Annotated in this window: 21 protein-coding genes and 3 tRNA genes; 16 read left to right on the top strand and 8 right to left on the bottom strand. The window is 71.7% G+C overall.

The window, feature by feature from the left end; genetic code table 11:
* The 4 genes from AB0B94_RS08205 to AB0B94_RS08190 form a co-directional block, all read right to left on the bottom strand.
* On the bottom strand, positions 1 to 771 hold the full coding sequence (locus AB0B94_RS08205; protein ID WP_357270068.1) for a tyrosine-protein phosphatase: 771 nt from the start codon (positions 769 to 771) through the stop codon (positions 1 to 3).
* 55 nt (positions 772 to 826) lie between these two features.
* Positions 827 to 1,285 carry a PRC-barrel domain containing protein gene (locus AB0B94_RS08200; RefSeq protein ID WP_357270065.1) on the bottom strand — a complete coding sequence of 153 codons (459 nt, stop codon included), beginning with the start codon at positions 1,283 to 1,285 and terminating at the stop codon, positions 827 to 829.
* Positions 1,286 to 1,442: 157 nt separating this feature from the next.
* Entirely contained in the window at positions 1,443 to 1,973 is a 531-nt protein-coding gene (locus AB0B94_RS08195; RefSeq protein WP_357270062.1) for a carboxymuconolactone decarboxylase family protein, read from the bottom strand.
* A gap of 2 nt (positions 1,974 to 1,975) precedes the next feature.
* Positions 1,976 to 2,170, bottom strand: a complete 195-nt coding sequence (locus tag AB0B94_RS08190; RefSeq protein ID WP_357270059.1) for a hypothetical protein — start codon at positions 2,168 to 2,170, stop codon at positions 1,976 to 1,978.
* A gap of 315 nt (positions 2,171 to 2,485) precedes the next feature.
* Here AB0B94_RS08190 and cimA point away from each other — a divergent pair, with 315 nt between their 5' ends.
* Entirely contained in the window at positions 2,486 to 4,069 is a 1,584-nt protein-coding gene (gene cimA / locus AB0B94_RS08185) for a citramalate synthase (protein ID WP_357270056.1), read from the top strand.
* A 121-nt stretch (positions 4,070 to 4,190) separates the two neighbouring features.
* Here the strand turns inward: cimA and AB0B94_RS08180 are convergent, their stop codons facing one another.
* Positions 4,191 to 5,168, bottom strand: a complete 978-nt coding sequence (locus AB0B94_RS08180) for an endonuclease/exonuclease/phosphatase family protein (protein ID WP_357271006.1) — start codon at positions 5,166 to 5,168, stop codon at positions 4,191 to 4,193.
* Between the two features lie 341 nt (positions 5,169 to 5,509).
* Here AB0B94_RS08180 and AB0B94_RS08175 point away from each other — a divergent pair, with 341 nt between their 5' ends.
* The 7 genes from AB0B94_RS08175 to arfB all read left to right on the top strand — a co-directional run bounded on the left by AB0B94_RS08175 (position 5,510) and on the right by arfB (position 11,088).
* Entirely contained in the window at positions 5,510 to 6,016 is a 507-nt protein-coding gene (locus AB0B94_RS08175) for a hypothetical protein (protein WP_357270052.1), read from the top strand.
* A gap of 308 nt (positions 6,017 to 6,324) precedes the next feature.
* Complete coding sequence (locus tag AB0B94_RS08170) at positions 6,325 to 7,374, top strand: MoxR family ATPase (protein WP_238671041.1); 1,050 nt, start codon at positions 6,325 to 6,327, stop codon at positions 7,372 to 7,374.
* Positions 7,371 to 8,384, top strand: coding sequence for a DUF58 domain-containing protein (locus AB0B94_RS08165; RefSeq protein ID WP_357270048.1), 1,014 nt, complete (start codon positions 7,371 to 7,373; stop codon positions 8,382 to 8,384). The genes AB0B94_RS08170 and AB0B94_RS08165 overlap by 4 nt, the downstream gene beginning before the upstream one ends.
* Entirely contained in the window at positions 8,381 to 9,340 is a 960-nt protein-coding gene (locus AB0B94_RS08160; RefSeq protein ID WP_357270045.1) for a VWA domain-containing protein, read from the top strand. Before AB0B94_RS08165 ends, AB0B94_RS08160 begins: the two co-directional genes overlap by 4 nt.
* 38 nt (positions 9,341 to 9,378) lie before the next feature.
* On the top strand, positions 9,379 to 10,233 hold the full coding sequence (locus tag AB0B94_RS08155; protein ID WP_357270042.1) for a trypsin-like peptidase domain-containing protein: 855 nt from the start codon (positions 9,379 to 9,381) through the stop codon (positions 10,231 to 10,233).
* 98 nt (positions 10,234 to 10,331) lie between these two features.
* Entirely contained in the window at positions 10,332 to 10,628 is a 297-nt protein-coding gene (locus AB0B94_RS08150; protein WP_210786404.1) for a hypothetical protein, read from the top strand.
* Positions 10,629 to 10,662: 34 nt separating this feature from the next.
* Positions 10,663 to 11,088, top strand: coding sequence for an alternative ribosome rescue aminoacyl-tRNA hydrolase ArfB (gene arfB, locus AB0B94_RS08145; RefSeq protein ID WP_210786405.1), 426 nt, complete (start codon positions 10,663 to 10,665; stop codon positions 11,086 to 11,088).
* A 21-nt stretch (positions 11,089 to 11,109) separates the two neighbouring features.
* Here arfB and AB0B94_RS08140 read toward each other — a convergent pair whose 3' ends face one another.
* Both AB0B94_RS08140 and AB0B94_RS08135 read right to left on the bottom strand, forming a co-directional pair.
* Positions 11,110 to 11,976: a 3-methyladenine DNA glycosylase gene (locus AB0B94_RS08140; RefSeq protein WP_357270038.1), complete on the bottom strand. Its 867-nt coding sequence runs from the start codon at positions 11,974 to 11,976 to the stop codon at positions 11,110 to 11,112.
* A 34-nt stretch (positions 11,977 to 12,010) separates the two neighbouring features.
* Positions 12,011 to 13,225: a hypothetical protein gene (locus tag AB0B94_RS08135; protein WP_357271003.1), complete on the bottom strand. Its 1,215-nt coding sequence runs from the start codon at positions 13,223 to 13,225 to the stop codon at positions 12,011 to 12,013.
* Positions 13,226 to 13,681: 456 nt separating this feature from the next.
* Here AB0B94_RS08135 and AB0B94_RS08130 point away from each other — a divergent pair, with 456 nt between their 5' ends.
* From AB0B94_RS08130 to AB0B94_RS08115, 4 genes are all read left to right on the top strand, one after another.
* On the top strand, positions 13,682 to 14,485 hold the full coding sequence (locus AB0B94_RS08130; protein ID WP_357270035.1) for a fumarylacetoacetate hydrolase family protein: 804 nt from the start codon (positions 13,682 to 13,684) through the stop codon (positions 14,483 to 14,485).
* A gap of 108 nt (positions 14,486 to 14,593) precedes the next feature.
* Positions 14,594 to 14,665 (top strand) — tRNA-Gln (locus AB0B94_RS08125).
* Between the two features lie 134 nt (positions 14,666 to 14,799).
* Positions 14,800 to 14,872: transfer RNA gene (locus tag AB0B94_RS08120), tRNA-Glu, on the top strand.
* Positions 14,873 to 15,044: 172 nt separating this feature from the next.
* Positions 15,045 to 15,117 (top strand) — tRNA-Glu (locus AB0B94_RS08115).
* Between the two features lie 176 nt (positions 15,118 to 15,293).
* Here AB0B94_RS08115 and AB0B94_RS08110 read toward each other — a convergent pair.
* The gene (locus tag AB0B94_RS08110; protein ID WP_007456408.1) at positions 15,294 to 15,980 is read right to left on the bottom strand and encodes an IclR family transcriptional regulator; all 687 of its coding nucleotides are present in this window, start codon (positions 15,978 to 15,980) and stop codon (positions 15,294 to 15,296) included.
* Positions 15,981 to 16,029: 49 nt separating this feature from the next.
* Between AB0B94_RS08110 and leuC the strand changes: the two genes are divergently transcribed.
* From leuC to AB0B94_RS08090, 4 genes are all read left to right on the top strand, one after another.
* On the top strand, positions 16,030 to 17,475 hold the full coding sequence (leuC, locus tag AB0B94_RS08105; protein ID WP_279516866.1) for a 3-isopropylmalate dehydratase large subunit: 1,446 nt from the start codon (positions 16,030 to 16,032) through the stop codon (positions 17,473 to 17,475).
* Positions 17,476 to 17,489: 14 nt separating this feature from the next.
* Positions 17,490 to 18,077, top strand: coding sequence for a 3-isopropylmalate dehydratase small subunit (gene leuD / locus AB0B94_RS08100; RefSeq protein ID WP_238671054.1), 588 nt, complete (start codon positions 17,490 to 17,492; stop codon positions 18,075 to 18,077).
* 172 nt (positions 18,078 to 18,249) lie between these two features.
* Positions 18,250 to 18,933 carry an HU family DNA-binding protein gene (locus AB0B94_RS08095; protein ID WP_357270030.1) on the top strand — a complete coding sequence of 228 codons (684 nt, stop codon included), beginning with the start codon at positions 18,250 to 18,252 and terminating at the stop codon, positions 18,931 to 18,933.
* Between the two features lie 163 nt (positions 18,934 to 19,096).
* The gene (locus AB0B94_RS08090; protein ID WP_357270027.1) at positions 19,097 to 21,061 is read left to right on the top strand and encodes an endonuclease/exonuclease/phosphatase family protein; all 1,965 of its coding nucleotides are present in this window, start codon (positions 19,097 to 19,099) and stop codon (positions 21,059 to 21,061) included.
* Positions 21,062 to 21,075 lie beyond the last annotated feature (14 nt).

Below are 21,075 nucleotides of genomic sequence, written 5' to 3'. Positions count from 1 at the left end.
CTACGCGTCGGTGGGCCGCGCGTCGGTGGGCTCGTCGAGCAGGTGGTCGCGGAGCGCGGCGAGCTGCTCGTCGGTCACCCCGGCATGGCGCAGGTACGCCTCGACCGAACCGTGCCCCGCGCGCAGCTCGTCCAGGAAGATCTGCATCGCCTCCGCGGGTGAGCTCAGGAACGGCGCCGGCACGTCCACGCCGCCCGGGGTGACCGAAGCCAACCAGGCGCTGTACCGCGCCGACGCCGCACTGCTCAACGCGTAGTCCGCTGTGATGTCCGCGTCGTCGACGCCGAGGACGGCGAGAGTCAGCGCGCACACGATGCCGGTGCGGTCCTTGCCGGCGACGCAGTGCACCACCACCGGGGCATTGGCGGAGTCGGCGATCAGGCCGACCGCCTCGGCCAGCCCGGCGGTGCCGGTCTGGGCCAGGTCGGCGTACCGGTCCGCGAGGTACCGGGCCAGGTCGGCGCCCTCCTCGTGCGGCGTACCAGCCCAGTCGGCGTGCTCCGGGTGGATGTGCCGGTAGGTCAGCCCCTGGTACTCCGGCACCCGGCCGTCGCGCTCCACCTCGGTGGGTCGGCGCAGGTCGATGACGGTGCGGATCCCGATCGCGGCGAACGCGTCCCGGTCCTGCTCGGTGAGGCGGTGCAAAGAGTCGGAGCGGTAGAGCCGACCTCGGCGTACCGGCCGGTCGTCGTGGCCTAGATAGCCACCGACATCGCGGAAGTTGAAGGTGGCGGGGAGCGAGAGCTGGGGGTTGTTCCCGGTGGCGTCCACGTTCACACGGTAACGGCCGGTGGGGCAGTGCCCCACCGGCCGTCGGGTCGAACGGTCACCGTGCGGTGCCGGGCGGGAGCGCGCCGTACGTCTCGTCGTAGTAGCCACCCAGCTGATCGCGGTAGCTCGGGTCGCTGTGGCTGGTCTCGTCGTACTCCGGGGCGGCCTTGATCTGGTCGCGGGTCCGGTCGACGGAGACGATGCGTTCGTCGTGGTCGACCTGGTTGACGGTGCCGGCCGGCAACATCACCTTCTTGCCGAAGATCCACGGCCCGGTGTCCACCACCAGGTAGCTGCCGCCCACCTCGTGACTGGCGCTGTCGATCTTGCCGATTCCACCGTCGGTGGCCTTGACCTTATAGCCGACCAGGTCGACGTCGGCCACGCCGGCCTGGTCCCGGTAGCGCCAGGGGTCGAACGTGCCGGCCGGCGCGCCGCCGGGCACCGTGCCCTGGTCGCCGCCGCGCAGCGGGTCCGGCCCGGCGTGGGTGGCGTGCGGATCGATCCTGTCCATGCCGTTCACTCCTGACTGTCGCCGATCGTCTCGGCGTAGGTGGGTGTGTCCCCGCAGGAGCTACCCGGCCGTCGGGGGCCGGAAACGGCGACAGGCCGCGCTACGGCCGAGGGGCGAGGCCGCGCGGTGCGGCGTCGGCCCGTCGGGGCGTACGTGTTCAGGCCAGTGCGGCCTCGGCGTCCAGGGTGACCGCCGCGGCGTGCACCACTGCGGAGATCCGCAGGGCCTCGTGCAGCTGCTCCCGGGTGAAGCCACTGCCGCGCAGCTTCCTGTCGTGCAACTCCAGGCACACCCCGCAGCCGGCGATGGCCGACACGGCGAAGCACCAGAGCTCGAAGTCGCCCTTGTCCACCCCCGGCCTCGCGATGATCCGCATCCGCAGTCGGGCCGGCATCGAGGCGTACTGCTGGTCGCCGATCAGGTGCTTGGCCCGGTAGTAGATGTTGTTCATCGCCATGATCGCCGCAGCGCCCTTGGCCGCCTCGACCCCCTCCGGCCCGAGGTGCCCGAGCGCCTCTGCCGCGATCTCCCGCACCACCAGCGGGTTGCGAGCGGTCACCGCGCAGGCCAGCGCGGTGCCCCAGGTCTGCGCCGGGGTCAACGCAGCGGAACCGACGGTGGAGCCGAGGTTGAGCTTGATGTCCCTGGCGTACTCCGGCAGGGCTGCCCTGATCGCGTCCAGGCCCATGGTCAGACTCCGGAGGCGGGGGTCTCGTCGGCGATCTCCGCCGGGCTGATGGAGGTGAAGTCCATCGGCCCGACGAAGACCACACACCACGTGCCCTCGTGGGACGTGTGGTCGATCGTCTCGGACGCGTTGTTGGCGCCCAGCGATACGCAGGCGGCGAGTCCGTACTCACGTGAGCGGTCACTGACGGTGAGCACAGGTCCTCCTTGCAGACGGCACGGTGGCCATCATCGGATCCGTTCAGATGCTTCCGCATGGCTGTTTCCACCGATGATTGGCCTGGTGGCTTGTGAAGCCGATCACGAGCGGCGGATCGAGGCGACCGAACCTCCCGTCACCATCCCGCCATGTGGATTGTTCCTCCCAAAATCGGGGGAGAGGTGGCAGAGTGGCCATCGTGACCAGCACCGCCCTGATTATTGCGACCTAGCGCGCCGGCTCTCCCCTCTGCCGAGCGCGCAGACCTCCCGCATCCGCGGGAGGTCTTTTTGTTGCTCCGAGAAAGGATCCTGATGACGTTCCAGGTCTTCGACACCACGTTGCGCGACGGCGCCCAGCGCGAGGGGCTCACCTACTCGGTGGTCGACAAGCTGGCAGTGGCCCGGCTGCTCGACGAGTTCGGCGTCGGCTTCATCGAGGGCGGCTGGCCGGGCGCGGTGCCCAAGGACACCGAGTTCTTCCGTCGCGCCCGCACCGAGCTGGACCTGCGGCACGCCGTACTCGTCGCGTTCGGCGCCACCCGCAAGGCCGGCGTCGCGGTCGCGGACGACCCCCAGGTGCGCGCCCTGCTGGACGCGCAGACCCCGGCCGTGGCACTGGTCGCCAAGGCCGACACCCGGCACGTCGAGCGCGCGCTGCGTACCACCGGCGCGGAAAACCTCGCGATGATCCACGACACCGTCAACCACCTCGTCCGCGAGGGGCGACGGGTCTTCGTCGACGGCGAACACTTCTTCGACGGCTACCGGCACGACCCCGCGTACGGCGCTGCCGTGGTGCAGACCGCGCTCGCCGCCGGCGCCGAGCGGATGGTGCTCTGCGACACCAACGGCGGCATGCTGCCGTCCCAGGTGAGCGCCGTGATCAACGACCTGACCAACAGGCTGGGGATCGACGCCGGGCTGCTCGGTATGCACGCCCAGAACGACACCGCCTGCGCGGTGGCCAACACGATCGCCGCCGTGGAGGCGGGCGTCCGCCACGTGCAGGGCACCGCCAACGGGTACGGCGAACGCCCGGGCAACGCCGACATCTTCGCGGTCGTCGCCAACCTCCAGCTCAAGCTCGGCATGCCCGTCCTACCGGAGGGCTGCCTGGCGCAGATGGTGCGGGTCTCGCACGCCATCGCCGAGATCGCCAACATCGCCCCCGACACCCATCAGGCGTACGCCGGGGCCGCTGCCTTCGCCCACAAGGCGGGGTTGCACGCGAGCGCGATCAAGGTCGACCCGTTGCTCTACAACCACGTGGACCCGTCGGTGGTGGGCAACGACATGCGGATCCTGGTCACGGAGATGGCCGGTCGGGCCAGCGTCGAGCTCAAGAGTCGTGAGCTCGGCCTGGACCTGGCCGCCAGCCCGGACGCCCTGACCCGGGTCACCAAGCGGGTCAAGGAGTTGGAGGCGGATGGGTGGTCCTTCGAGGCTGCCGATGCCTCCTTCGAGTTGCTGGTCCGCTCCGAGCTGCCGGAGGGCAGCCCGGCCCGACCGTTCACCCTGGAGTCGTACCGGGTGCTGGTCGAGCACCGCGAGGACGGCGCCGTGGTCTCCGAGGCGACCGTCAAGATCCGGGTTCGTGGTGAGCGGGTGATCGCCACCGCCGAGGGCAACGGCCCGGTCAACGCCCTCGACGAGGCGCTGCGGGTGGGGCTGGCGCGGCACTATCCGCAGCTGCGCGACTTCGAGTTGGCCGACTACAAGGTGCGCATCCTGGAGGGCAGCCACGGCACCGGCGCGGTCACCCGGGTCCTGCTGGAGACCTCCGACGACAACGGCCGGGACTGGACCACTGTCGGCGTCCACCCCAACGTGGTCGAGGCCAGCTGGCACGCCCTGGTGGACGCCCTCACCTACGGCCTGGCCCCCACCCCCGTCTGACCCACCCCACCCCACCCCTCACTCTCGCGATCTTGCACTTTGTGTCGACGGTATGCGGCGTTTGTCGCTGATGCCGGGACAGTAAGTGCAAGATCGGCGAGGCGGGGTGGGGTGGGGTGGGTTAGGGGAGGGTGAGGGTGGCTTGGACGGGGCGGTGGTCGCTGCCGGGCAGGGTGAACACCTGCACCGAGCGGACCGCTATCCGATGGTCGACCAGGACGTGGTCGATGGTGACGGGCGGGATGAGGTCTCCGTCGTAGGGACCCCAGGTGCCGGTCAGGCCCTCTCCGGTGGCGTCGGCGGCGTCGACGTAACCGCTGCGCAGCAGGGCCCGCAGTGGACTGTGGTCGAGGGTCGCGTTGAAGTCTCCGGCGAGGATCCGCAGGCCACCGTCCGGGGTGGCAGGTGGTTGGGCGGTCAGGTCGGCACGCCAGGCACCCACCTGGTCCAACGCGTACGGCGCCGAGGGGTGGGCCGACTCGACGCGGACCGGGGGCCCGCCGGGGACGGACACCGTCGCGTACGCCTGGGTGAAGCCCCAACCCTCGAGGTTGCGTCGGACGCCGCCGTCGGTGATCGGCCACCGCGAGTAGAGCCCGGAGCCGGGGGTGCCGATCTCCGGGTTGAGCTGTCGGTGCGGCAGTAGCGTGGCGAGACCGAGGCGATCCAGGGCGGCCTGCGCGTCCGGCGTGAACTCCTGCACGGTGAGCACGTCCACCTGGTGTCGCCGGACCAGCTCCACCAGTGTCCGCGCGTCGCCGCCCCCGGCGAGCAGATTGGCGGTGAGTAGCCGCATGGTCGGCCCGCCCGCCGCCGGCTGCGGGTTGGCCAGCGCCCGAGGTGCGACGGCGCCGAGCAACGCCACCGTCGCCAGGGCCGCGAGCGCCGCCGGCCACCAGCGCCGCAGGGCGAGCGCGAGGGCCAGGACCAGCACGCTGACGCCCGCGGCGTACGGCGTGAAGGCGAGTGCCTGCACCAACGGCCCCCGGTCCAGGCCGAGCAGTCGGGTGGCCGCCCAGAGGGCGGTGGGTGCGACGGCAAGCCAGCAGAGCGCAGTGCCGAGCCGAGTGTTCCGCTGTGCGGGTGGGGCATCGACGATCACGGAGATGAGCGTAGTCGGGTCCGGCGAACCCATTTCATGAATGGCGATGCGCTCACATTTCACAATTATCTGACGGTTGGTTGACACCCCGGAAAAGCGAGATCAACTATTGACTGGCGGCTTTTTCCGGTGCTACGTTCCATCTGGCTTAAACGACGCAACTCTGAGTAGTAACCGCAGCTCAGAGGGGATTTGGATTGATGATAAATCAATCTCGCCGGGTGTGAGCGAGGCAGCTTTCCCCCGCCCAACTGTCGTCGTACGCCTATTTATGGGCAGTCATCCGTCCCGCCCCGCGGGTCGGCCGAATTCGCACGGTCACACAAGGGGGACCTGTCATGAGCACATCCTTCCGACGTAAGGTGGCGGCGGTCACGTTCGCTGTCCTGGGGCTCAGTCTCGCCGGTGGGGGCATCGCTATCGCCCAGCCGTCGGCGAAGGCGCCGCAGGAAGCGGTCCAGCCGGCACGCGGCACGAACTCCCAGCCGCCGGTCAGCGCCGAGTCGGCGCGCATCGCGAAAGCCGCGCTGAAGGCGAGTGCGGCCACCCCACTGGTGGCCACCAACGTCTTCACCGTCGTCAACTCCAACGGCACCAAGGCGCGCGGCAGCGGCACCGTGGTCAAGTACGGCGTCGGCCAGTACGAGGTGATCTTCGGTTACACCGTGTCGGCCGGTGCCTTCCTGGCCACCATCTCCCGCTCCGACTCCTGCTGCATCCCACCGGGCGGCGAGGTCTCGGTCGCTCCGCGGCTGCAAACGCCCAACGCGGTCTTCGTGCAGACCCGCAACTCGGCCGGGACCCCGTCCGACCTGGGCTTCACACTGCTCACCCACACGCCCTGACCGCACCGACACCCGGCCCCCGTCGCCTCCGGCACGGGGGCCGGACCCTGTCCGCTCAGCGCGGGACTCGCCGGCTGCACCTCGGCCGGCCGGGTCCGGGCATTGATCGACTCGGGTTTCAGGAAGTCGGGGTGTCCGGGGATCCGGGATACCCCGACTTCCGTGAACGCGCGGACTTTGGGCTCTCCTCGGCCGGCTCGCGACGGTCGTCACCCTTCCGCGCGGCTCATCCCCATTCCGGCCACTCCGGGCCGGTCCGGGCCGCACAATCCCACGTTTGCCGGGCGTGTGCCCGGGAAGCAAGCACCGTGACGGACATCTCGGACACCCTGGCCAGCATGCCCAGCCCGGTCGATCCGGAGCCGACCGGCATCGAGCTGGAACAGACCCTCTTCGAGGTCAAACGCGTGATCGTCGGGCAGGATCGCCTCGTCGAACGCCTGCTCACCGCACTGGTCGCCAACGGACACTGCCTCCTGGAGGGGGTACCCGGCGTGGCCAAGACACTGGCCGCGCAGACCCTCGCGACAGTGGTCGGCGGCACCTTCTCCCGGATCCAGTTCACCCCGGACCTGGTGCCCTCCGACATCGTCGGCACCCGCATCTACCGGGCGTCAAAGGAAACCTTCGACATCGAGCTGGGGCCGATCATGGCCAACCTGGTGCTGGCCGACGAGATCAACCGGGCCCCGGCCAAGGTCCAGTCGGCGCTGCTGGAGGCGATGGCCGAACGGCAGGTCTCGATCGGCGGGCGCAGCTGGCCGGTGCCGGAGCCGTTCCTGGTGCTGGCCACCCAGAACCCGATCGAGTCCGAGGGGGTCTACCAGCTCCCCGAGGCGCAGCGTGACAGGTTCCTGATGAAGGTGGTCGTCGACTACCCCAGCGACGCCGACGAGCTGGCCATCCTCTACCGGATGAGCACCGACCGGCCGACCCCGCGCCAGGTGCTCGACGCGCAACGGCTGCGGGACCTTCAGATCCACGCCGAGCGGGTCTTCGTCCACCACGCGTTGGCCGAGTACGTGGTGCGGCTCATCCTCGCCACCCGCGACCCGGGCCGGTTCGGGCTGCCGGAGATCGCCCCGCTGTTGGCGTACGGGGCCAGCCCACGAGCCACACTGGGCCTGGTCGCGGCCGCCCGGGCACAGGCCCTGCTGCGCGGGCGGGAGTACGTGCTGCCCGAGGACATCCGTGAGCTCGCCGTGGACGTCCTCGCCCACCGGCTGGTGCTCTCCTTCGACGCGGTGGCCGACGGGGTGTCGGCCGAGAGCGTGGTGCGACGGCTCGTCGAGGCGGTGCCGCCGCCCCGGCTGGCCACCGGACACCCGCAGCAGACACCGGATCTGGCGGCGGCATGAGACGCGCCGCCGTCGCCCCCGCCGACCCCGGCCTGGCCGAGCTGGCCCCGGACCAGCGCCTGCGCCGCCTGGAACTGACCGTCACGCGCCGGCTCAACGGCCTGCTGCACGGCCAGTACCGGGGTCTGCTGCCCGGTCCCGGCAGTGAACCCTCGGGCAGTCGCGAATACCGGCCGGGCGAGGACGAGGTCCGCCGGATGGACTGGGCGGTGACCGCCCGGACCGCCGTGCCGCACGTCCGGCAGGTCGACGCCGACCGGGAGCTCACCACCTGGCTGCTCGTCGACGGCAGCGCCAGCATGGAGTTCGGCACCGCTGAGCTGGACAAACGGGAACTGGCGGTGGCCGCCGTCGCGGCGGTCGGTTTCCTGACCGCTGGCGTCGGCAACCGCCTCGGCGCCCAGGTGCTGCGCGCCGACGGGGTACGCCGCTTCCCGGCCCGCAGCGGACGTACCCATCTGCTCGCCCTGCTCCGCGCGCTGCTCGCCGCCCCCCGGGCCACCGCGCCCACCGAACGGCCGGGGCGCGGGCCGGCGGCCCTACCGCCCGATCTGGCCGACGGCCTCGACGCGCTGCACCGCATCGCCAACCGGCGTGGGCTGGTGGTGGTGGTCTCCGACTTCCTCGACGGCCTGCCCGACGACCCCGGCCAGACCGCCCCGTGGGAGCGGACCATGCGCCGGCTGGCCGTCCGGCACCAGGTGCTGGCGATCGAGGTGACCGACCCGCGTGAGCTGGAACTACCGGACGTCGGCCTGATCACGCTCGTCGACCCGGAGACCGGTCGGCACCGCGAGGTGTGCACATCGGACCGCGGGCTGCGCGAGCGGTACGCCGAAGCCGCCACCGCCCAGCGTGAACAGGTCCACCAGGCGCTGCGCCGCAGCGGAGCCACCCATCTGCCGCTACGCACCGACGGCGACTGGAGCGCGGACATCGTCCGGCATGTGCACGCCCAGCGTCGGCTGGCCGCCGCGCCGGCCGGCCGGCCCCGGGGAGGTGCCGCGTGAGCTGGGAGTCGCCGCTGCGACTCTGGCTGCTGCTCGGCGTGCTCGCCCTGGTCGTCGCGTACCTGGTGCTGCAGCGGCGACGCAGCCGCTACGCGGTCCGCTTCACCAACCTGCGGCTGCTGGACCGGGTGGCGCCGCAGCGACCCGCCTGGCGTCGACACGTACCAGCCGGGCTCTTCCTGGCCATGCTGGCGCTGCTCGTGGTCGGCTTCGCCCGACCGAGCGCCGAGGTCCGGGTGCCCCGGGAACGGGCCACCGTGATGGTGGCGGTGGACGTCTCCACGTCGATGCTCGCCACCGACGTCGAACCGGACCGGTTGGCCGCGGCGAAGGAGGCCGCCCGCCGCTTCGTCGAGGGCCTGCCCGACGAGTTCAACGTGGGTCTCGTCGCGTTCGCCGGCAGCGCCGCCGTGCTGGTGCCCCCGGGCACCGACCGGGACGCCCTCGACGAGGGGATCGACCGGCTCGCCGAGGGCATCACCGGGGTCCAGGGCACCGCTATCGGCGAGGCCATCAACACCTCACTCGGCGCGGTCAAGAGCCTGGACAGCGAAGCCGCGAAGGAGACCCCACCCGCCCGGGTCATCCTGCTCTCCGACGGCGCCAACACCTCCGGGATGGACCCGATGGAGGCGGCCGCGGAAGCGGTGAAGGCGGAGGTGCCGGTGCACTCGATCTCGTTCGGCACCCCGTCCGGGTTCGTCGACAGAGGTGGGCGACCCATCCAGGTGCCTGTGGACGGACAGACCCTCAAGGCGGTCGCCGAGGAGACCGGCGGCATGTTCCACGAGGCCAGCACCACCGACGAGCTGCGGGCCGTCTACGACGACATCGGCAGTTCGGTCGGCTACCGCACCGAGCGGCAGGACATCTCGGCCCGGTTCATCGGCCTCGGACTGGTGTTCGCGATGGGCGCCGCCGCCGGCTCGATGCGCTGGTTCTCCCGGCTGCCCTGACCGCCACGCACAACCGACGTCGACAGTGAGGAGTACGCATGGCTGTGCAGACCGGACTGGGCGAGCCGCGCGGTCCCTGGTTCATCTCACCGGAACTCGACCCGGACGGGCGCGGGTGGTGGGACGCGCCCGAGCGCGACCCGGGCGGGCGACGGCCTGGGCGGCTGCTCGCCGTGTTGGCAGTGGTGGCGGTGTCAGCCGTCTCCGGTGCTCTCGCCGGTGGCGTGGTGGCCAGCCGGGACGGGGCCGGTGGCCCGGCAGCGGCGTCCGCCGCCCCGGTGCCGGCCGAGCTGGTCACCGCTGCCGAACGGACCGTACCCGGGGTGGTGTCGGTGCTGGCCGGTGGTGCGAGCAGCGGGTCCGCCACCGGCTCCGGCTTCGCTGTGGACGACCAGCAGCACCTGATCACCAATGACCACATCCTGGCCAAGGGCGGTGGCGGGCCGGTGACAGTGGAGCTGCCCGACGGCCGCCGGTTCGCCGCCGAGGTGGTCGGACGGGAACCGCGCAGCGACCTGGCGGTGCTGAAGGTGCCGGCATCCGCCGGTCTCACCCCACTGCCACTGGCCAAACCGGGCGCGACCCGGGTCGGTGAGCCGGTCCTCGCTGTGGGTTCGCCGCTCGGCCTGGCCGGAACCGTCACCGCTGGCATCGTCAGCGCGCTCGACCGGCAGGTGCGGCTCGGCAACAACCGGCACAGCGCGGTGCAGACCGACGCGTCCATCAACCCCGGCAACTCCGGTGGGCCACTGGTGAACGCGCGTGGCGAGGTGGTCGGAGTGAACACCGCCATCGCCACCATCGACGGAAACGGCTCGATCGGCATCGGGTTCGCCATCCCGATCGACCAGGTGCAGCAGACCGCCGACACGATCATCGGCAAGGGCGGCTGAACTGCCCGAACGCACCGACGGGGGCCCGCACTGTCAGATATCCGGCCGGACGGCATCGGACCATGGAAATATTATGCTCGGTATGGATACTGGCGGAGGTGGAGCGTCCTCTTCTCACGGTCCTCCTGCTGGTGGGCCTGGTCATCGGATGTGCAGTGGGGTCGGCGTACGCCCGGGCACGACGCGGGTGGAACGATTACCAGACCGTCAAGAAATCGGTGCCAGGCGCCCGCCGGGGCGCCTGGTCGCTGATCCGCGGCGTCGTCGTGAAGGCAGCGGTGATCGGGGTGCTGCTCTTCGGCGCGGTGGCGTACGCGGCCGTCGGCTCCGACGAGGAGACCGCCGGGCCGGCGCCCAGCCAGTCCCCGACGCAGAGTGAGCCTCCGCACCGATGACCCCCGGCGCGTCGTCGCGGGTTAGCCTCGGGGCGTGGACGACGGACTGCGGGTGACCGACCGGTGGGTCGTCCCCGCCGGGGAGCTACGGGAGCGCTTCTCCCGCTCGTCGGGGCCGGGCGGGCAGGGTGTGAACACCGCGGACTCCCGGGTCGAGCTGAGCTACGACGTGGCCAACTCACCGGCCGTGCCCGAGTGGCTGCGGCCGCGGGCGCTGGCCCGGCTGGCCAACCGCCTCGTCGACGGGGTGCTGACGATCGCCGCCAGCGAGCACCGGGCCCAGCTGGCCAACCGGGAGGCGGCCCGGGCCCGGATGACAGCACTGCTGCGGGAGGCCGCCGCGCCCCCACCGCCGACCCGCCGAGCGACCCGTCCGTCCCGTGGCGCCAAGGAACGCCGGCTGGCCGAGAAGAAACGCCAGTCCCAGCGCAAGCGGGACCGCCGCGCCGACGACGACTGATCGACGCCGTGGGGCGTGGGGCTAGGCCGGGATGGCGGTTAGCAGGCGGTCGCGCAGCACGGCGGCCCCCTCGGCGAACCTGCGCTGGGCCGCCGCGTACTCCGCTCGGCCGTCCGGGGTCTCCACCCGCACCGGCGGGTAGCCGAGAGCCGCCAGGTCGTACGGGCTGGCCCGCATGTCCAGCGTGCGGATGTCCCGGGCCAGGTCGAACGCGTCGGCCACCAGCTCCGAGGAGACCAACGGCGACAACTTGTACGCCCACTTGTACAGATCCATGTTGGCGTGCAGGCAGCCCGGCTGCTCGTGCGCGTGCTGCGTCTCCCGAGTCGGGGTGAGCAGGTTCAACGGGCGGGCCGGCGGGGTGAAGAACCGGAACGCGTCGAAGTGGCTGCACCGCACGCCCCGCTCCTCGACGACCTCGGCGGTGCGTTGCGCGCTCAGCCGCAGCGGCCAGGCGTTGTGCCGCAACTCCTCCCGGGTCTGCCGGTAGACCATCGCCCACTCGTGCATCCCGAAGCAGCCGAAGTGCGCCGGACGTCCCCGCGTCGCCTGCAGCAGGGAGCGGATCCAGGCGATCGACTCGCCGCGCCGGGCGCGTACCCCCTCGGTGTCGAGGGTGACCCCGGCGGCGCTGGCGCGATAGTCGCGGCCGAACTCGGCCGGATCGGCGTGCCGCAGCTCGACCCCCGGCCCCGGATGCCATCGCCGCAGCTGGGCCGGGCGGTGCGAGTAGTAGGTGAACAGGAAGTCGGCCACCGGATGCCGCTCACCGCGTCGTCGCCGGGCCAGGTGCGGGGTCAGCCAGACGTCCACCCGCTCCTCGTGGGCCCGGCGACGGGCCTGCCACTGCGTCGCGTCGAGCACGGCGGGGGCGAGGGCGGCGGTCACGCACCCCAGGGTACGACCGCCGCCCGCACACCGGTCAGGGCATCTGCACCCGGACCCCGGCGGAGAACACCCCACTGCGCAGCTCCAACTGCTGGGGCGGGTCCCGCCCGTCCACCGTGAAGACCAGCGGGAGCACCATCCGGGTGCCCGACGCCATCGGGTCGGCGAAGACGTCCCGACCGAGGTTCGCCGTCCGGGTGGCCGACTCGTCGGTGCTCACCCAGCGACCGCCCGGCAGGTACGCCCGTTGCAGTTCGCTGTGCCAGGGCTGGTGGTCGCCGGTGACGTTGCGCACGCCGACGGTGGCCTCGCAGCGTCGCCCGTTGGCCGGCGCGGCACCGCCGCCGTCGGGCTTGCCCGCGGAGCCCGGCGCGCCGCAGATCATCCGGTACACGGTGAACTCGAACGCCGACTCGCGCAGCGGCACGCCCAGCGACCCGGTGACCCCGGTGCCCATCCACGCGCCGCTGGTGGGCTGCTTCTGCGTGTCGATCGCCGCGACCTGCCGGGTCGCCGTCCAACCGGCGGTGCCGACCACGCCGGCCAGCACCACGACGGCGGCGCCCACCAACATCCAGACCGGCGGGGTACGCCGACGTCGCACCGGACTCGGGGCCGCCGGGCGCGGGTAGACCGTCCCGCGGCCACCCTCGGCGCCGCCGCCGGTGGAGAGCGCGGCAGCCGTCACCCGACGCCCGCGCCGACGTCGCCACACCCACACCACCGCGGCGCTGATCAGCAGCAGGACCGCCAGTCCGGCCAGCAGCACCGGGTAGCGGCGCCAAGCCGGCGCTTCGCTCACCTCGGTCGCCGGTGCCGCCGCCGCCCGCCAGGTGGCAGTGGCGCAGTCGTACGGCCGGCTGCCGTCACTGGTGAACGCGCAGGTCGGCGCGGTCAGCGGCCGGCCCGGCGCGGTCGCCGCGAGCGCGGTGCCCAGCGTGGTGGTGCTGTGCGCGGGCAGCCGCAGCCGCCAGGTCACCTCGGTGGCCGATCCGCCGGCCGGGGTGGACCGGCCACCACCACTGATCGCGGTGGTCGTCGAGCCGGGCGGCAGTTCCTGTCGCACCGTGGTCTCCAGCGGCGAGTTGCTCACGTTGCGCACCTGGATCCGGTACCTCGGTGCCGGGCTGCTCTCCGTGGCGACCGCCACAGTGACCTGTTGCGGGGGCACCGACGCTGGTGCCCGGGTCGGTGGTGCCATCGCCGGTGGCGCAGAGGGCGGGGTGGGCTCGGTCACCCGCGCGACCATCGCCACCGGCGGCCGGGTTCCCGCTGGTGCTGGGAGGGCAGCCGGTGGTGGTGCGGCCGCCGTTGGTTGTGACGTGGCGGCCGGTGGTCGTGGCGCGGCCGTTGGTTGTGGCGTGGCGGCCGGTGGTCGTGGCGCGGCCGTTGGTTGTGGCGTGGCGGCCGGTGGTCGTGGCGCGGCCGCCGCCTCCGGGGCCGCCGTCGGCAGGGCCGGCACGGCGGCGAGGATGCCAAGGCAGTGCACGAACACTGCGAGGGCTCTGTGGTGTCGTGTCGATGCAGGCATACGAACGAACCTCCGGAGCCGACGCTAGGGGCGAGTCGCCTCCGTGCGGGTACGAAGTCGAGAAGTCCGCCCCGGTCACCTCCAGCTCCGATAGGGTGCCGCGGGCTGACGGGTTGAGCACACCCGACCGCCGGTCCTGGCCGGTCGGGGCACCGGCGGCGCTAGATTGGCCGGGTGCGTATCGCTCGTTTCGCCCATGCCAAGGGAATGTCGTTCGGTGCCGTCGAAGGCGAAGCGGAGGCCGGGCCGCAGGGCCTGACCATCGCCGAGATCGAGGGCCACCCGTTCGGCAATCTGTCCTTCAGTGGGGCCCGCTGGGCCCTCTCCGACGTTCGGCTGCTCTCCCCGATCCTGCCCAGCAAGGTCGTCTGTGTCGGCCGCAACTACGCCGACCACGCCGCCGAGCTGGGCAACGAGGTGCCCAAGGAGCCGCTGCTCTTCCTCAAGCCGTCCACCTCGGTGATCGGCCCCCGGGACGCCATCCGGCTGCCGATCTTCTCCAAGCAGGTCGAGCACGAGGCGGAGCTGGCCGTCGTGATCGGGGCGCCGGGTGCGCGCCGCGCCGACCGCGCCGCCGCCGAACGCGCCATCTTCGGCTACACCTGCGCCAACGACGTCACCGCTCGGGACCTCCAGCGTTCGGACGGGCAGTGGACCCGGGCCAAGGGCTTCGACTCGTTCTGCCCGATCGGCCCGTGGATCACCACCGGGCTGGACGTCTCCGATCTGGAGATCCGGTGTGAGGTGGGTCGCAACCCGGAGGAGATGGAGGTACGCCAGCTCGGCCGGACGAAGGACATGGTCTTCGACGTGGCGGGTCTGGTGTCGTACATCTCGCACGTGATGACTCTGCTGCCCGGCGACGTCGTTCTCACCGGCACCCCAGCCGGGGTTAGCCCGCTTGTCGAGGGGGATACGGTCACCGTGCGGATCGACGGCATCGGTGAGCTCACCAACCCGGTGGTACCCGTCGCCTGATCGGTCTGATGCCCCTGTTTCCGCAGCTCACGGGTGGTTCGGGGGGATCGGATTTGGCCTGCCGGCACCGGGAGGGTAAAGTTCACTCCCGGCGCCGCAAGGGGCCAATGGGGTATGGGGTAATTGGCAGCCCGACTGATTCTGGTTCAGTTAGTCTAGGTTCGAGTCCTGGTACCCCAGCGCTGCTGGAATTCGCGAGAATTTCCAGACGCTGGATTCTGACGGAGTTCGACTCCGCCCCTTCGGGGGCGGAGGGTGGTCTTCGGTAGAGTGCAGCTCCTCCACCGCTGAGGTGGGGGAGCGAAAGTTGTTCTGGCCCCGTCGTCTAGCGGCCCAGGACGCCGCCCTCTCAAGGCGGTAGCGCCGGTTCGAATCCGGTCGGGGCTACAGCGTGCACAGCCCGTCTCACCTCGTGAGGCGGGCTGTTTCGTGTCCGGGGCCTGCCCGTTCCGGCCTCCGGCGGGCCCTCTGGTGACAGCGCACCCCGCGCTCGTGCCCGGGTGCGGTGCCGCTAGACTACATTCGCACCGCCCGCGAGGGTGGTGAACGGAAAAGTTCTGGCCCCGTCGTCTAGTGGCCCAGGACGCCGCCCTCTCAAGGCGGTAGCGCCGGTTCGAATCCGGTCGGGGCTACAACCAAAGGCTCGTCACGCAAAGCGTGACGAGCCTTTCCCACATCCACCCACCCCCGCCCCCTCCCTCCCCCCTCCCCCGGCGTTGATCATGAAGTTATTGCCATGACACGCCGGGGTGGGTGGCAATAACTTCATGATCAACGCGGGAGGGGTGGGGTGGGGGTGGGGGTTGGGTTAGAGGCCGGATAGGCGTTGGCCGGCTCTTACTACTGCCATGGCGTGGCGTTCGCCGGGGCGGCGGCCCAGGCGCTCGATCGGGCCGGAGATGCTGACCGAGGCGATGACCCGGCCGGTGCGGTCGCGGATCGGGGCGGAGACGCTCGCCACACCGGCCTCCCGCTCGGCGACGCTCTGCGCCCAGCCGCGACGGCGTACCTCGGCGAGGGTGCGGCCGGTGAACTTGCTGCGCGGCAGCAGCGGCATCACCGCCTCCGGCGGCTCCCAGGCGAGCAGGATCTGGGCCGCGGAGCCGGCCGTCATCGGCAGCACCGAGCCGACCGGAACGGTGTCCCGTAGACCGCTGGCGCGTTCCGCCGCCGCCACGCAGATCCGCTCGTCGGCGCGGCGCAGATACAGCTGCGCGCTCTCGCCTGTGGCGTCGCGCAGCGCGGCCAGCAGCGGCTCGGCGGCGGTCAGCAGAACGTCCGGTGCGGCGTTGGCCAACTCGCCCAGGCGGGGGCCGGGCCGCCATCTGCCCTGGGTGTCACGCACCAGCATTCGGTGGATCTCCAGGGCCTGGGCCAGGCGATGTGCCGTGGCCCGGGGCAGCTTCGTGCGTTCGACGAGTTCGGCAAGGCTGGCGCCGTCGACGCAGGCGGCCAGGATGACCACCGCCTTGTCGAGAACGCCGACACCGCTCATACTGTGTCCCACAAGCCGAAACTTACCTCCCAGAATTTAGGATGTCCAGATGGTGGGAGTCACTCCTGAGCCGAGGACCCTGGCCGAGAAGGTCTGGGACGCGCACGTCGTACGGTCCGCCGCCGGTGAGCCGGACCTGCTCTTCATCGACCTGCACCTGCTGCACGAGGTGACCAGCCCGCAGGCCTTCGACGGGCTGCGGCTCGCCGGACGCCGGGTGCGTCGTACCGACCTGACCCTCGCGACCGAGGACCACAACACCCCTACCGGGTACGCCGACCCGGCGTTCCGCCTCCGCCGTGGTGACCTGCTCACCATCGCGGACCCCACGTCGCGTACGCAGATCGAGACGTTGCGCCGCAACTGCGCCGAGTTCGGGGTGCGACTGCACCCGCTCGGCGACGACAACCAGGGCATCGTGCACGTGATCGGCCCGCAGCTCGGCCTCACCCAGCCGGGCCTGACGATCGTCTGTGGCGATTCGCACACCGCCACCCACGGCGCCTTCGGCGCGCTCGCCTTCGGCATCGGCACCAGCGAGGTGGAGCACGTCCTGGCCACCCAGACGCTGCCGCAGAGCCGGCCGAAGACGATGGCGGTGAACGTCACCGGTCGCCTCGCGCCCGGCGTGACCGCCAAGGACCTGGTGCTCGCGCTGATCACGCAGGTCGGCACCGGTGGAGGTCGCGGGCACATCGTCGAGTACCGCGGCGAGGCGATCCGCGCCCTCTCCATGGAGGGGCGGATGACCATCGCCAACATGTCCATCGAGTGGGGTGCCAAGGCCGGCATGATCGCGCCGGACGAGACCACCTTCGCGTACCTCAAGGGTCGACCGAACGCGCCGCAGGGCGCGGACTGGGACGCGGCGGTGGCGTGGTGGCGGACGCTGCCCACCGACGAGGGCGCGCGCTTCGACGCCGAGGTGACCCTGGACGCCAGCCAGATCACCCCCTTCGTCACCTGGGGCACCAACCCCGGGCAGGGTGCGCCGCTGAGCGCCCCGGTGCCGGACCCTGAGGAGTTCACCACCGACTCGGAGCGCACCGCCGCCCGCCGGGCCCTGGAGTACATGGACCTGCGCCCCGGCACCCCGCTGCGGGAGCTGCCCATCGACGTCGTCTTCGTGGGGTCCTGCACCAACGGCCGCCTGGAGGACCTACGGGCCGCCGCTGACGTGCTGCGTGGGCACCGGGTCGCCGACGGCGTCCGGATGCTCGTGGTGCCCGGCTCCGCCGCCGTACGCGAGGCCGCCGAGGCCGAGGGTCTGGACAAGGTCTTCGCCGACGCCGGGGCCGAATGGCGGTTCGCCGGCTGCTCCATGTGTCTGGGGATGAACCCCGACACGCTGAAGCCGGGCGAGCGCTCCGCCTCCACCTCGAACCGCAACTTCGAGGGCCGTCAGGGCCGGGGTGGACGTACCCACCTGGTCTCCCCGCCGGTGGCCGCCGCCACCGCAGTGGTCGGCCGGCTGGCCGCCCCCGCCGACCTGTAGAAGGGACCGACGAGATGGACAAGTTCACCACCCACACCGGCACGGCCGTGCCGCTGCGCCGGTCCAACGTGGACACCGATCAGATCATCCCCGCCGTGTACCTCAAGCGGGTGACCCGGACGGGCTTTGCCGACGGGCTGTTCAGCGCCTGGCGGGAAGACCCGACATTCGTGCTCAACGATGAAAACTATTCCGGGGCGTCGATCCTCATCGCCGGCCCGGAGTTCGGCACCGGCTCATCCCGGGAGCACGCCGTCTGGGCGCTACGGGACTGGGGCTTCCGTGCCGTGGTGGCCCCGCGCTTCGGTGACATCTTCCGCGGCAACGCCCTCAAGGAAGGTCTGTTGCCGGTCGAGTTGGAATTGAAAGCCGTCGAAGAGTTGTGGGACCTGGTCGAGGCGGATCCCACCACTGCTGTGACAGTCGACCTGACCGCCCGCCAGCTCCGGGCGGGGGACGCGAGCTGGTCATTCCCGCTGGACGACTTCAGCCGTTGGCGGCTCCTGGAAGGCCTCGACGACATTGGACTCACCCTCCGCCACGCCGCCGACATCGACTCCTACGAGGCGCGCCGACTGCCGTTCCTGCCCTCCGTGGCATAGCCGTTAGGCCGCTCGCACAGCGGATTTCACCCCCATCGGTCCAACCGGTGGGGGTGAATCCGTTACGACACAAGGGCTTTTTTCTACCGAATGTTTGTGTCCCGGCAGCACAGGGCATACCGTGCGCGCAGAATGGCTCGCGACGAGTCAGTTGCACAATCGGGAGGAAGTCGTGAACAAGGCCGAGCTCATCGAGGCGCTCGCCGTTCGCCTGGGGGACCGGAAGATGGCGACGGCCGCGCTCGACGCGGTCCTCACCGAGGTCCAGGCGGCGGTCACCAAGGGCGAGAAGGTGGCGATCACCGGATTCGGAGCGTTCGAAAAGCGTGTGCGTGGCGCGCGAACAGCGCGCAACCCGCGTACCGGCGAGGCGGTGAAGGTCAAGAAGACGTCAGTCCCGACCTTCCGCCCCGGCGCCGGGTTCAAGGAGATGGTGGCCAGCGGCAAGGTGCCGAAGGCCACGGTGGCGACGAAGAAGACCGCCACCAGCACCGCCACGGCCAAGGCGGCGGGCACCAAGGCGACCGGCACCAAGGCGGCCACCGCCAAGGCGGCGGGCACCAAGGCGACCACTGCCAAGGCGGCCAGCAAGAAGACCGCCCCGGCCAAGGCGAGCAAGACCACCACGGCGACCAAGACGGCCGCCAGCAAGAAGACCGCCCCGGCCAAGGCGAGCAAGACCACCACGGCGACCAAGACGGCTGCCAGCAAGAAGACCACCGCGGCGAAGAAGACCACCGCCGCGACCCGGTCGACCGCGGCGAAGAAGACCACCGCGGCGGCGAGCAAGAGCACGGCGGCCAAGAAGGCGCCGGCGAAGAAGGCTCCGGCCAAGAAGGCGGCCAGCAAGCGCTGACCGACCCGAAACCGCAAGGGCGTCCACCAGTGGGTGGGCGCCCTTTCGGCGTGCCGGGACGGCTCTTCGGCGTACCGGGACCGTTGACCGGGTTGGCTCGCTCGCGCAGAATCGCCGTGCCGGCCACCCCTGGGCCGGCCCGTCGACGGGAAATGGGGCGCCGGTGCGCTACCGCCAGCTCACCACCGGAACGCTCGCGCTGGGCGTGCTCCTCCTCATCGACGTGCTGCGGGTCTGGCTGCCCGGCATCATCACCATCTTCGGTCAGGCGGCGTCCACCCCGGCCGAGCTGATGGGGGCGTTCGCCCTCGGCTGGTTCGTGCTCGCGATGGGCGCACCCGCAGTGGTCCGCCGAGTCGGAGCCCGCCCGGTCACTGTCGTCGCCGCCGTCGCGCTCGCCGTCGCGCGGCTCGCGCTCACCGCCGGTCCCGGCGGGCGTACGCAGCTCTGGTTGGCCACCGCCGGGTTGCTCGCCGGGCTGGTCTGGCTGGTCGGCGTCGCCGCCGACACCGACCGACCGGTCCCGGGGCTGGCGTTGGGATTCGCCGTCAACGCGGCGGTGCACGCGGTTCTGGACACCGTCGACCTGGTCTGGCGGGGTGACTGGGTGGCCTGGCTGCTCAGCGCCGTCGCGGTGGCGGTGTTCCTGGCCGGCACGGCGCAACCTGGCCAGCGCGGCGGTGCAGGGCACGCCCCCGCTGACGCCGCTGCCGGCCCTGTCGGCCCCGCTGACGCCGCTGCCGGCCCTGGTGGTGGCCGAGCCTGGCTGCTGGCCGGGCCGGCGCTGCTGCTGGCCGGAATGGTGGCGCTCTCCCCGGCGCTGGCCCGAACCGGAATGTCGTACCTGGTCGCCGGGGACGGGGTGGCTCGTTCGCCGCTGTTCGGCCTGGCGCCGGTGCCGGTGGCGGTCGCCGGGTTCCTGTGCGCCGCGTTGACCCGGCCGCCCACTGGGTGGGGCCGGGCGTACGGCCCGGTGGCACTGCTCGGCGGCGCGGTGCTGTTCGCCCTCGACCGGGGCGACCTGCTCCTGCCGGCGATCCTCCTCGCCGCTGTCGGCCTCGGCGCCTGCCTCGCGCTGACCGACGACACGAGCCAGCCTGCGAACGACGCCGCGAGCGCCGACACCGCTGGTGGCACCAGCGCCTCCCACCGGGGGTACGCGGTCGCCACCGGGATGCTCGTCTTCGCGCTCGGTGCTGTCGGCTACTACTCGGCCTACGACCTCGGCTACCCCAACGCGGCCGTGCCGGTGGTGGTGGCCGTGCTGATCGCCGCGGTGGCGTTCACCGCCCGGCCCGCCGTCCACCGGCTTCCCGGGCCGTTTCCGCCGCTCCGGGCCGCCGCCGCGGTCACCGCGCTGGCAGTGCTGGCACCGGTGCTCGCCGACGAGGTGCCGGTGGCCAGCAACCGCGACGGCCCACCGCAACGGTTGACGGTGGTGGCGTACAACATCCGGATGGGGTTCGGGCTGGACGGCCGGTTCGACCTGACCGGCCTCGCCCAGGTCGTCGACCGGCAACGGCCCGACGTGGTGCTGCTCAGCGAGGTGGACCGGGCGTGGCTGCTCAACGGCGGGCACGACACCCTGGACCTGCTGGCCGACCGGCTCGCCATGCCGTACGTTTTCGGGCCGGCCGCCGACCCGGTCTGGGGTGACGCGGTCCTCAGCCGTTGGCCGGTACGCGATCCGCGGACCCTGCCGCTGGCCGCCGTCGGCGCGCCCACCGGAGCGCAGGCCCTCGCTGTCACGCTGGATCTCGGCGACGGTGTCAGTACCGCAGTGGTCAGCACCCACCTGCAACCGCCGCCCGGCAAGGGCCCGGTGGTCCAGGCACGCGCGGTCGCCGACTTCGCCACCCGGTACGCCGCCGGTCGGCCGTTGGTGGTGGCGGGTGACCTGAACACCGAGCCGGGCGACGAGGCGTTCGCCCAGTTCACCAAGGCCGGCCTGGTCGACGCGTTGGCCGCCGCCCGACCACTGGCGACCAGCCCGGCGGACGACCCGCGCCAGCAGATCGACCACATCTTCGTCTCGCCCGGCCTGACCCCCGGCGATCCGGTCGCGCCGCGCAGCACCGCCAGCGACCACCTGCCGGTCACTGTGACAGTGACCCTGCCGCCCCGCTGACCAGGCCGGGTCCG

Origin of the sequence: Micromonospora sp. NPDC048986 (assembly GCF_040649335.1) — a bacterium.
Lineage (GTDB): Bacteria > Actinomycetota > Actinomycetes > Mycobacteriales > Micromonosporaceae > Micromonospora > Micromonospora alfalfae.
This window is presented reverse-complemented; position numbering and strand designations above follow the sequence as displayed.